This window comes from Chitinophaga deserti (genome assembly GCF_003149455.1).
Lineage (GTDB): Bacteria > Bacteroidota > Bacteroidia > Chitinophagales > Chitinophagaceae > Chitinophaga > Chitinophaga deserti.
Genome location: NZ_QFFK01000001.1, coordinates 774956 through 786400, shown reverse-complemented (window position 1 = coordinate 786400; position 11445 = coordinate 774956). Strand labels below are relative to the sequence as shown.

Below are 11445 nucleotides of genomic sequence, written 5' to 3'. Positions count from 1 at the left end.
GTTGGGGGGAATAGGGGGTGGTCCTTTTTACGGACAAGATATGCACATGTCTTTGTCTACTCCGCTTCCGAAATGGTTGATTTGAGCCGGAGCTTTTCTTCCTCCAGGTCTATAAGCCCCAGGTATTTACGGATAACCCCTTCGTCGGTACTATACGATGCTTCGTTGAGATCGTGCAGATGCTTCCGTTGCAGCTCCAGCAATTCCAATGCTGCTTTGCGGTAAAGTATATGGTCGCCGTCGGTCACATTGCCATCTGCCGCCTCTTCCGCAGCATACCGTGCCCGCAGCTGCTGCAGCGGAACATTAGCAGCAAGCCCCGAGGGATACGTTTCATCGAGGTAACGTATGCTGAGCGATGCCAGGGTTTTACGCACCTGGTGATCCTGGTCTTCCACAGGCTCCGGATGGTCGGCATCTTCCATATCCAGTTTTTTGACCAGCCAGGGAAGCGTTAGCCCCTGCACCACCAATGTCAGTAATATCACCGTGAAGGTGATGAACAGTATAAGATTGCGTTGTGGAAAGTGAAGGGGGATAGATAATGCCGCTGCCAGCGATACCACCCCACGCATGCCTGCCCATCCAAAAATAAGCGGGCCTTTCCATCCCGGACTGGGATCGGCAGTAGTAATAAATCGGCTGATAAATACGGTAAAGGCGGATGCGAAATAAGTACAGGCCAGCCGGGTAATAATGAGCAGCACCGTGATGAGCACGCCATACCCAATGGCACTGGGCAGGGAAACACTCCCCAGCTCGCGGACTATCACCGGCATCTCGAGCCCTATCAGCAGGAAAACGAGGCCGTTCAGCACAAAGGCGAGTGTGCTCCAAACGGTGGAGCCGCGCAGCCTGCTGGTGGCATTGAGGAACTGATGGCTGCGGTACGAGAGGAACAGCCCGCCACTTACTACTGCCAGTACGCCTGAATATTCGAACATCTCGGCCGTGATATACATCACATACGGTGCCGTTAGCGTAAGCACGGTATCCATATTGGCCGAAGTGGGCAGCTTGCGGTGAAGGAAATAATATATTACGGCTACCCCAATGCCTATTGCCGTGCCCATTACAATAACCACTACAAAATTGATGGCTGCATCCTGGAACACGAACCTCCCGGTTTCCACGGCTATCAGGGCAAACCGGAATACAATAAGACTGGATGCGTCGTTCAGCAGGCTTTCCCCTTCAATTATGGCAGAGAGGCGCTTGGGTACTTTCACATGCTTCAGTACAGATGTGGCACTCACCGCATCCGGCGGCGATACGATGCCGCCAAGGAGGAAGCCAAGCGCCAGGGAGAAGCCGGGGATGAGCGAACTGCTGACGTATGCCACTATGAGCGAGGTGACGATCACCATAATGAAAGCGAACGAGCCGATGATACGGCGCCAGCGCCAGAGGTCTTTCCAGGAGGTGTACCAGGCCGCTTCATATAATAATGGGGGGAGGAAGATGAGGAAGATGTATTCGGGATTGATGGCCACGGCAGGCATGCCGGGAACGGCGCAAAGGGCCAGGCCGCCCAGCAGCAGCACGATGGGGTAGGCTACACGTATCTTGCGGGACAGCATTACCAGCAGCTGAATACAGATCAGGAGAATAATGAAAACGAAAAACTGATGCTCCATGTAGTTAATTATAGATTTTGCGGCCTGAATTTCTCCGGACGGGCGATGTTGCGTCCTGATTCCATGAATATGCCCTCTCCCCGGTAATGAACCGTTTTCGGAAACCGGGGCCATAAAGCACAGCGTGCATGTGTTACTTCCAAGATAAAGAAATTATACTTCGCGAGCATACGCCTGTCGGCCACCCGGCATTCAAAATGAGCGTAACATTCTTCTATGACCGGGGCGGATACCGTTTGTGCTTCTCCGGGAGTGAGCCCGTACTTCTTAAATTTGTTGACCCGCTTCCCGGAAGTATTGCCGATACCTACTATAGTGTCGAGCATATCAGCTGTAGGGATATTGATCACGCATTCCCCGCTTTTTTCTATCATGTTGTAACTGTGATTGGCGGAAGTGATCATACAGCCAATGAGGGAGGGCGTAAACTCCATGACGCAGTGCCATCCCATGGTGCTGATATTATGGTGGTTTTGCCAGTGGGAGCTGACGAGAACTATAGGTCCCGGTTCCAGCAGCCGCCTGATCCCTGCCAGATCCATTTCGGTTTTTCTGTACACACGTTTCATGATGGAAAGGGTTGATGTTTGTTAATAAAACGTACCGGCCGCAAGTAAGTTTGCGGATCGCAGGGTAATCGTGTCAGCTCCGCATTATCTTTTACAATTCGGGGAGAAGAATTTGTTGCAGTGTTTGGATTTATATAAAAGATCATGTACTTTTAACATATACCAATATCATTTGAACGATAATTATTCCACCGTTACTGGAAACGCATGAAATTTCATGCCTAACCCGCCGCCATTCTATTACCAGAAACGTATTGGGAAGATTGTAAACTCATTCTGTCAGGTTAAATAAATTCCATTACTAAATCGAAAGTTATGGGAACCGGCTATTACGTAAACCAAACTCGAAATCGACATCATTGAACCACGTTCGTTCAATTCATCTTTACTGTCCATTCTAAAAACCGGCGGCAGGTCCGTATCTGCAGACGTGTGCTTGTCCGTGTCCGGGATAATCGTTTGTGCTTAATGCGCATGCCCTATTATTCACCTTTTAAATCCCATGTTATGACATATAAGTAGGATTCCAACATAAACCGGCAATATGGGAGTATTGCCGGCAGGCTAAGCTGGGAGAAGCTTTGCCGAGATACAGTTCAAAATACTTCGCTGAACTATAACGCATCAAAAATATGAAAAAAAAGAGGAATATTGCTTTTTTGACAAAAGCGATAAGTGGAATCTTTTTCCTTATCACCCCCCTTTCCGGTACCCTTTCCGTTCATGCCTCAACCGCCTCCAGCCTGTATTTTCAGCAGGCGCAAACCGTCAAAGGCAGAATCATTAGTGAGCAGGACAAACAGCCGGTTCCCGGTGTTGCTGTTCAGATTAAAGGCACGAGCAAAGGCACCGTTACCAATGAAAACGGAGATTTTTCCATCCAGGCCAATGTGGGCGACGTGCTCATGATTTCCAGCATTGGTTTCACTGCACAGGAAGTTACCGTTGAAGCTGGCAAATCCTATAACATTTCACTCGCCTTTTCCAATACTTCGCTCGACGAAGTAGTGGTAACAGGCTATGGTTCACAACGTGTAAAAGACCTTACCGGGGCTGTAGCCGTTGTAAACGTAAACCAGATGAAGCAGCAGCCTGTGGCCAGCCCTGTGGAGTCCCTCCAGGGTAAAGCTACCGGTGTACAGATCATCAGCGATGGTGCCCCCGGTGCCACGCCTCAGATCCGTATCCGCGGCTTCTCTACCATTAACAACAACGATCCCTTATTCGTTATCGACGGTGTGCCTTACGAAGGGAAACTTTCCTGGCTCGACCAGAACGATATCGAATCCATGCAGGTACTGAAGGACGCATCTTCTGCTTCCATCTACGGTGCCCGCGCCAACAACGGTGTTGTGATTATCACCACACGCCAGGGCGTGAAAGGTCCGCCAAGGATCAACCTCAGCTCCTACTTTGGTACCCAGGTGCCAAATAAGAATCAGTTCCCCAAAATGATGAATCCCCAGCAGTACGCTGAGTATCTGTATGAGGCATTCCGCAACGCGGGCCTCACGCCCGGCCAGGAGGGAACTACCGGTAATAACTACGGCACCGGTGCTACACCCACACTGCCGGAATACCTGGTAGCCGGTGGCAAAACGGGTCAAAAGATCACTGCCGCCGATGCCGATCCTTCCAAATACAACTACAGCCGGTCGCTGTCGAATTTCTACCAGATCACCAAAGCTAACCAGCAGGGTACTGACTGGTTCAAGGAAATCACTGATAATGCTCCCATCCGGAATGTTCAGCTGGGCGTAAACGGTGGTGGTGAAAACGCCACCTATGCCATCGGTGCAGGCTATCTCGGTCAGGAAGGTACCATCAGGCATACCGGTTATAAAAGGTATAATGCCCGCGCCAATACAAGATTCAATGCTTTCAACAACCACTTCCGCTTCGGCGAAAACATGCAGTATAGCTATGAAGAGTTTGTAGGTGTAGGCGTAAACCCAAATGTTTCCGGCGACTATCAGGGAGAAGGCAGTGCACTGGGCTTTGCTTACCGTATCCCTGTAATTATTCCGGTTTATGACATTAAGGGAAACTTCGCAGGCAGCCGTGGCGATAAGCTCGGCAACGCACAAAATCCGCTCGCATTACTTTACCGCGCTAAGGATAACATTCAGAAGCGCAATTTCTTCTTTGGTAATGTGTTTGGGGAGGTAGATCTGATAAGAGGGCTTGTAGCCAAAACCTCGTTCGGTATCCGTTACGAAAACTACAGCGGCGTTTCTTACAACTACCCTAACCTCGAATTCTCCGAAGGCAGCGAGGCAAATGGTATGTCGGAAAACCAGGGCTTTAATACAGAATGGACCTGGACCAATACCCTGACTTATAAATGGGAAGTGGCCAATGTACATGCCCTTACAGTAATGGGTGGTACGGAAGCTTTCCAGTCGCGCAACAGATTCCTGTCTGCCGGCCGTAATGATTACTTCCTCCTCGGCCTTCCGGATTACTACTATCTGCCGGCAGGTTCTTCCAACATCAACAACACTTCCAGTGGTGGTGTTGGCTCACTGTTTTCCATCTTCGGCCGTGCCGATTATTCATTCCTCGACCGCTACCTCGTAAGCCTTACCGTTCGTCGTGACGGCTCCTCCAACTTCAGTAAGAACTACCGCTATGGTACCTTTCCCGCAGGTAGCGTGGCCTGGCGCCTTTCTGAAGAAGATTTCCTGAAAGGCAGTAAGTTTATTACCGACCTGAAGCTCCGTGCAGGTTATGGTATTACCGGTAACCAGCGTATCCCCGGGTTCCAGTACATCGACCGGTATGAAAGCCTTATCGCTAACGCCTTCTATCCATACAATGGAAAGAGCATCACATCAGGCGTTTGGCAGAAAGCATATAAGAATACGGAGATCAAATGGGAAGAGTTGAAATCCTTTAACATCGGTCTCGACTTTACCCTGCTGGATGGTGAGCTGGACGGTGCTATCGACTGGTATAGCCGTAAAACAACGGATATGCTGTATCCTGTTCCCCTGCCATCGGCAGCTATCGGCCAGGGTGCTGCTCCTTTCGTGAATATCGGTGATATGAAGAACTCGGGTATTGAAGTGGGCGTAGGTTACCACTACGGCCAGCGTGCGAACAAGCCCTTCAAGCTCGATCTTAACGTGAACGTTTCCCGTAACGTAAACCAGGTGATTTCACTGGCACCTTCCGTGAAAGAACAGCTTTACGGAACATTCCGCAGTCTTCAGACAACGATCCTTCGCCCGGGTGAACCTTTCGGATCCTTTTACGGATACAAATGGGAAGGGGTATACTCCAGTGCGGATGATCTCGGTAAGAGCCCTAAATATACCGGTGCCCGCGTTGGCGGTCCGAAGTATTCAGACGTAAACGGAGATGGTCAGATCACACCGGCCGACCGTACGGTTATCGGCAATCCGCACCCCGACTTCCTGTACAGCTTTGGTATCAATGCGAAGTATAAGAACTGGGATCTGTCTATGTTCTTCAACGGTTCGCAGGGTAATGATCTGTACGAAGCCACCCGGTATTTTACGGATTTCAGTACGTTCGACGGTACCGCCAGTGTACGGATGCTCGACCGCTGGTCGCCCACAAACACCGGTTCAAAAATCCATACGCCCAACAGGAGAGCGAGTGATTATGAGCTCGCATCTTCCGGCTACTATGTGCAGGATGGCAGCTACTTCCGTATGAAGAATCTGCAGATCGGGTACAATTTCAAGGTGGACAACTGGTTTAAAGGAAACATGCGTACACTCCGTGTGTATGGCGGTGCTTCCAACCTGTTCACAATCACGAAATACACCGGCCTCGATCCTGAAGTAAGCCAGACCAACTCTACCTTCTCTGCGTTGGGTGTTGATTTTGGTGTATATCCGGTAGCACGGCAGTTTATCATTGGTTTCAGTGCAGGTTTCTAATCTAAAAGACTTTTGAACATGAAAAGGATTCATAGCATCATAATAGTGGCATGCGCTACCATATTGGGCTCCTGTGGCGCGGACTTTCTGGAAAAGAACCCGCAGGGAGAATTGACCCAGGATCAGATCACTTCCTCCAGAGGTGTGGAAGGTATGCTGACGGGCGCGTATGGCCTTGTAAACGGAAACGTTAACGGCACCTGGGGTAACTATTCCTCTTCGCCCAGCCAGTGGCTGTTTGGAGAAGTTGGAGCCGATAATGCCCACAAAGGAAGTAACAACGGTGACCAGCCCAACATGAACCAGGTTGAGCTGCACGACGTGTCTGTCTCCAACGACAATACCGAGATCCTGTGGAACCGGTATTATGAAGGCATTGCCCGTTGCAACAATACGCTCAAGCTGTTGAAAGTAGTACAGGCCGGCTCGGCAGATAAGCTCTCCGATGAGCGTGCTAAGCAGGTGGAAGCGGAAGCCCGTTTCCTCCGGGCGCACTACTACTTTTTCCTGCAAAGGATATTTGCAAAAATCCCTTACGTAGACGAGTCTATGACGCCCGAACAGGCGCTTGCTGTTAAAAACGAAGGGGGGGTATATGCTAAAATTGAAGCGGATTTCAAATTCGCGGTAGACAATCTGCCTGCAGTAATGCCGGATGCCGGCCGCGCCAACAAAATTGCTGCGCAGGCATACCTGGGTAAAGTATTGCTGTATCAGAAGAAATACCCTGAAGCGCTTACGCTGCTGAATGCTGTTATTGCAGCAAAGCCCGATCTGGAGACGCTTGATTTCAGAGACAATTTCGATGTAACGAAAGAGAACGGTCCCGAAAGTATTTTCGCTGCTCAGCACGCCATCAACCCCGATGGTAGCGGAGATAATGCGAATGTGGGCGATATGCTCGGCGGTTTCTATGGTACCGCACCGGTTTCCTGCTGCGGGTTTTATCAGCCTACTTTCGACCTGGTTAACTCATTCCGCGTTACACCGGCCGGTTTACCCATGCTGGACGGAAGCTACCGGACCAATCCGTATCTGTCAGATTTCGGTCTCACCGGAAATGCCAAAACCAACTACCAGGTAGATGTAACCTGGGAGTTTGACCCCCGCCTGGATTATACCGTAGGCCGCAGAGGCGTACCGTATCGCGACTGGGGCATTATGCCCGGTGATGCCTGGATTCGTGACCCCGCCTATGCCGGACCATTTGTTGGCGTTAAGCATATGGTGGACGCTACCTCCCGCGGTACTGAAACCGTTGCAGGTGCGCCTTACATTACAAGCCTGAACGTAAACATCATCCGCCTGGCAGACGTATATCTGATGGCGGCAGAATGTTACATCGAGCAGAATAACCTGCCTGCTGCACTTGCGCTGGTGAACAAAGTACGCGCCCGGGCTTCTCACCTGCCGGGGAGGGTCGTAAATGGTGCACCTGCCGCAAACTATAAAGTGCAGCCATACGCAGCTTTTGCAAGCCAGGCGGTTGCCCGCAATGCCCTTCGCTTTGAGCGCAGGCTGGAGCTGGCTATGGAAGGTCATCGTTTTTATGACCTTGTGCGCTGGGATATCGCCAAAACCACAATCGAGAGCTATTCCGCATTTGAAGGAAACCTCCTTACTGCCTTCAAAGGAATCGTTTTCGAAGCTAAAGACGCTATCCTGCCTATCCCCCAGCAGCAGATAGACCGCTCGCAGGGGGCCTTATCGCAGAACTAACCGTTTAATCCTTTGTCATAACCCTACGGTGCCTGTTGCAGAGCAGGCGCCGTTTTTTTTACCCCAATTCACCCTTTTGGGGCACATGATTGCCTGTATGGTAATCATGTTATTTCCATCGCGTAACTGAATATCAACTTCATGATGATTTTAAATAGTCCCGGCACCTGATGCCAATCCACGTTATTTTTGGTCAACCCACCCCGGGACTCTATGCAGAGTCCCGGTTTCTTTTTAGATACTTCAAGGGTAATGAAGCCTTAAGGATAGGGTACTTTATATATATTTTAGGCCCTTTTCCGCTACAGTATTGGGTTTGTACCCGTTTTATATACATTAAGTATACTTTAAGTACTCTTTAACCCTTAAGTAACCATACCTTAAGTGAACCTTTACGCTGGCACAAATGCCCCGTTTTTCAGTTTTCTGTGGCTTTGCTGGTAAAGGGCGGGCGCCGGAGGGCCTGATATGTGAAACCAAGGAGTATGAGCATGAGGCCGGTGTGGAGAAGTACTGCATCAGGGGTGCCAGGGATATGGGTGTGCGGCAGCCATCCTTTTTCCAATAACCCGTTCAGGAAGCGGTGGCTGTAGAGCATGCCGGCAATCATGGGCAGAATGATGAATCCCGATACGGTAAGTGCCTTGTACCGAAGGCGCAACTTCCGATAGATGAGTATAATGGGAATTACCAGTTTTGTGCTTTTCGCTTCCGGCGATTGAAAGTGTTTTGCTGCCATCCTGCAGGTAGAAAACAGCATTCCTGCAGGGCTGTTTTCCGGTTAAGGGGAAGCGGGCTTTTTTCTTCGGTTTTAAGATCAGAGAGGCAAAATTCCCCAAACGCTTCAGGTAAGTTATTGCCGGGCCGGTAAGCAACCTTTTTTCGTTAGATTACATAATCGAAAACCCGTTCCCATGAAATCAATTCGTTACGCTTTAATGGTTAGCCTGCTGGCATGCTCGTTCGCTGGCGCGGCCCAGGAACAGGATATCGCAATCAGCCTGCATACACCCGATTATTACAGCGGCACCAAAGGCCGGTCTATCACCAGTGTGAGAGAATTGCAGATATGGTGTGTGAATAGTAAGCCTGACAGTATCCTCTATGAAGTAAATTCCGGAACCAGGAAGGGCGCGGCATGCAGGGATATGCCCGGTTTAAACGTATTGACAAAAAGGGAAGGAAGCAAATTGCTGGTATGTATCCTTAAACGGCATAATCCTTTCCTGCTTAAGGAGGAAGTGCTGAGTTATTCATATGATTCTCTGAAGAAATGGGACAAGAGGAATCATCCTGAAGATGCGATACCGCGAATCATCACCCGGCTGCCCTATTGTATCAATGACACCATCACCTTCCAGCCTGTGGAAATATACTTTTTCCCTTTTCACGTTGGCTTTACAAGTAAAGATGCCTGTGTGAACGAAATGCCGCTTGCTGCGTCCTTTGGCCGGAGCGGAGTGGCGGAGTTTGGAGAGATGGTTCTTTACTTTAATAAAGCGGATTATTTGTGGCCGGATAGCAGACTGACTATCAGGGTGAAGGAAAACGGCGCTATGCAGGACGATAAGATCAGCAATCAGCTGGTATATAAATCAAGCTATCGTATGACTGATACGCTCGTCATTGGCGGGAAGCTGTTTAAAATGGACAGCATAAGCAGGGAGTGGGATAAGGTATATATGCGCAGGTTGACGGAAACAAAGCTGGTTGCAAGAATGCCGGAAAGTCATATGCGGGAACTGGCGCCCTACTTCGAAAAAGCAAAAGAATACGTATTGCTCGATTTCTGGGGAACCTGGTGCGCCCCCTGTATAGCTGCTATGCCTGAATTGCGGAAATTGTACAATGAGGTTAAATCCGATGTGCCCTTTGTGAGCGTTTGTTTCGATAACCCGGCAAATTATCCGAAAGCGAAAGAAATATTTGTAAAGAACAGGCTCCCCTGGCCCCAGATATTTAACAGCATGGCAGAAAAACAAAACACCCTCACCAGTGATTTATCGATAACAACTTTTCCGACCTATATGCTGGTGAGAAAGAACGGAGATATATTCTACAGTTCCAGCCCGGAAGGGTTTGAAAAACTACGCGGGATACTGCTGCAACAAAAGTAAAAACGTGGTGTGAGCTTCAAAAACTTCGGGTGTAACCAACCCGCCTTCCCCTCAAACAAAATAAAAAACCCGCAAACGCTGCAGTTAGCTTGTTTGCGGGAATATGGTGGTAGCCTCGACAGGAATCGAACCTGTATCTGGAGCTTCGGAAACTCTTATACTATCCATTGTACTACGAGGCCGGCCTTTTTTGAAGGAATGCAAATGTAATGGAAAAGTAATGGAAAAATGAATATTTGGAAAGAATTTTATAAAGTGCCGATGTTGCTCTTGAAAATGCGTACAGCAATGGCCAGCAGGATTACCCCGAAGAATTTACGCAGCACCATCAGCCCTGCTTTTCCCAATATCCTTTCGATATAGCTGAGCGAACGGAGCACGATGAAAATGATGATCAGGTTCACCAGGATGCCCGCGAGGATGTTATAATCCCCGAAATCTGCTTTGAGCGACATGATGGTGGTAAGCGTGCCCGACCCTGCAATCAGCGGAAAGGCGATGGGGACAAGACTGCCCGTTTTGGTATCCTGGTCGTTACTCTTGAAGAATTCTATCCCGAGGATCATTTCGAGGCCGATGATGAATATCACGATGGAACCCGCTACGGCGAACGATTGCAGATCCACGCTCATCAGGTTCAGGAACGCTTTGCCACCCAGTAAAAACGCCACCATCAGTATACCCGATGCTATGGTGGCCTTGGCGGCATTAATCTCCCCGATCTTCTCCTTCAGCGATAACAGTACGGGGATGGACCCCAGGATATCTATCACGGCGAAAAGGGTAAAACTGATGGTAATGATCTGGTCGATACTGAACATATGATGAAATTTTAGCAAAAGTAAGGTTTTCTATCACCTGATATTGCCTTAAAATAGCTATTTTGGCGGGAATTAAGCGTTTGCCATGCAGGAAGATATCATCATACAGATCAGTCATAAAATCAAAGAGAAGCGGAAAGCTAAAGGCATCACCGTGCAGGAGCTTGCCGATAAGGCAGATGTGAGCAAAGGCCTCATTTCCCAGATCGAGAATAACCGTACCGTGCCCTCCCTGCTGGTACTCGTTAACATCATCAGGGCACTGAACCTGGATATGAACGAGTTCTTCAACGACATCAACCAGAACAAACAGGCCGCCAAGGTAATCGTCATCAAAAAAGACCAGTACCAGTCGTTCGAGAAAGAAAATGCCAAAGGATTCCTCTATAAAAGGGTACTTACCCGGAATATCAAAGGCGGCCCCACCGATATCGTACTGCTGGAGCTGAAAAAGGATGCCCGCCGTAACCAGATCGTTAAAACCGACGCTTACGAATACAAATACGTGATCCAGGGCACCGTGGAGTACCTGATCAACAACGAAAAATTCATCCTCGAAGCCGGCGATTCCATCTTCTTCGACGGCCGCCTCGGCCACAAACCTTCCAATATCGGCCCCGATAACGCCCTTCTCCTCGTTATTTACTTCTTCCAGGAAGGGGAGAAATAAT

At 49.3% G+C, this 11445-nt stretch carries 8 protein-coding genes and 1 tRNA gene; 4 read left to right on the top strand and 5 right to left on the bottom strand.

What is annotated here, in order from left to right:
* Positions 1-56: 56 nt before the first annotated feature.
* Together DEV76_RS03080 and DEV76_RS03075 are read right to left on the bottom strand one after the other, a co-directional pair.
* The gene (locus DEV76_RS03080) at positions 57-1637 is read right to left on the bottom strand and encodes a Na+/H+ antiporter (protein ID WP_109694948.1); all 1581 of its coding nucleotides are present in this window, start codon (positions 1635-1637) and stop codon (positions 57-59) included.
* 8 nt (positions 1638-1645) lie between these two features.
* Complete coding sequence (locus tag DEV76_RS03075; RefSeq protein WP_109694946.1) at positions 1646-2206, bottom strand: flavin reductase family protein; 561 nt, start codon at positions 2204-2206, stop codon at positions 1646-1648.
* Between the two features lie 659 nt (positions 2207-2865).
* Here DEV76_RS03075 and DEV76_RS03070 point away from each other — a divergent pair.
* Positions 2866-6117 (top strand): SusC/RagA family TonB-linked outer membrane protein, encoded by a 3252-nt coding sequence (locus tag DEV76_RS03070; RefSeq protein WP_232826861.1) that lies wholly within the window; start codon positions 2866-2868, stop codon positions 6115-6117.
* An 18-nt stretch (positions 6118-6135) separates the two neighbouring features.
* Positions 6136-7836: a RagB/SusD family nutrient uptake outer membrane protein gene (locus DEV76_RS03065; protein WP_109694942.1), complete on the top strand. Its 1701-nt coding sequence runs from the start codon at positions 6136-6138 to the stop codon at positions 7834-7836.
* Between the two features lie 418 nt (positions 7837-8254).
* On the opposite strand, the gene DEV76_RS03060 is transcribed toward DEV76_RS03065, so the two are convergent.
* Positions 8255-8575 carry a hypothetical protein gene (locus DEV76_RS03060; RefSeq protein WP_109694940.1) on the bottom strand — a complete coding sequence of 107 codons (321 nt, stop codon included), beginning with the start codon at positions 8573-8575 and terminating at the stop codon, positions 8255-8257.
* Positions 8576-8750: 175 nt separating this feature from the next.
* On the opposite strand from DEV76_RS03060, the gene DEV76_RS03055 reads away from it, so the two are divergent.
* On the top strand, positions 8751-9953 hold the full coding sequence (locus DEV76_RS03055) for a TlpA family protein disulfide reductase (protein ID WP_109694938.1): 1203 nt from the start codon (positions 8751-8753) through the stop codon (positions 9951-9953).
* Between the two features lie 107 nt (positions 9954-10060).
* Here the strand turns inward: DEV76_RS03055 and DEV76_RS03050 are convergent.
* A tRNA-Arg gene (locus DEV76_RS03050) sits at positions 10061-10135 on the bottom strand.
* Between the two features lie 66 nt (positions 10136-10201).
* Entirely contained in the window at positions 10202-10774 is a 573-nt protein-coding gene (locus DEV76_RS03045) for a MarC family protein (protein WP_109694936.1), read from the bottom strand.
* An 85-nt stretch (positions 10775-10859) separates the two neighbouring features.
* Between DEV76_RS03045 and DEV76_RS03040 the strand changes: the two genes are divergently transcribed.
* Positions 10860-11444 (top strand): helix-turn-helix domain-containing protein, encoded by a 585-nt coding sequence (locus tag DEV76_RS03040; protein WP_109694934.1) that lies wholly within the window; start codon positions 10860-10862, stop codon positions 11442-11444.
* Position 11445 lies beyond the last annotated feature (1 nt).

What these genes read in the sequence shown, in the direction of transcription:
- DEV76_RS03080 (WP_109694948.1), bottom strand. Translation starts at nt 1,637, where the DNA reads ATGGAGCATCAGTTTTTCGTTTTCATTATTCTCCTGATCTGTATTCAG.
- DEV76_RS03075 (WP_109694946.1), bottom strand. Translation starts at nt 2,206, where the DNA reads ATGAAACGTGTGTACAGAAAAACCGAAATGGATCTGGCAGGGATCAGG.
- DEV76_RS03065 (WP_109694942.1), top strand. Translation starts at nt 6,136, where the DNA reads ATGAAAAGGATTCATAGCATCATAATAGTGGCATGCGCTACCATATTG.
- DEV76_RS03060 (WP_109694940.1), bottom strand. Translation starts at nt 8,575, where the DNA reads ATGGCAGCAAAACACTTTCAATCGCCGGAAGCGAAAAGCACAAAACTG.
- DEV76_RS03055 (WP_109694938.1), top strand. Translation starts at nt 8,751, where the DNA reads ATGAAATCAATTCGTTACGCTTTAATGGTTAGCCTGCTGGCATGCTCG.
- DEV76_RS03045 (WP_109694936.1), bottom strand. Translation starts at nt 10,774, where the DNA reads ATGTTCAGTATCGACCAGATCATTACCATCAGTTTTACCCTTTTCGCC.
- DEV76_RS03040 (WP_109694934.1), top strand. Translation starts at nt 10,860, where the DNA reads ATGCAGGAAGATATCATCATACAGATCAGTCATAAAATCAAAGAGAAG.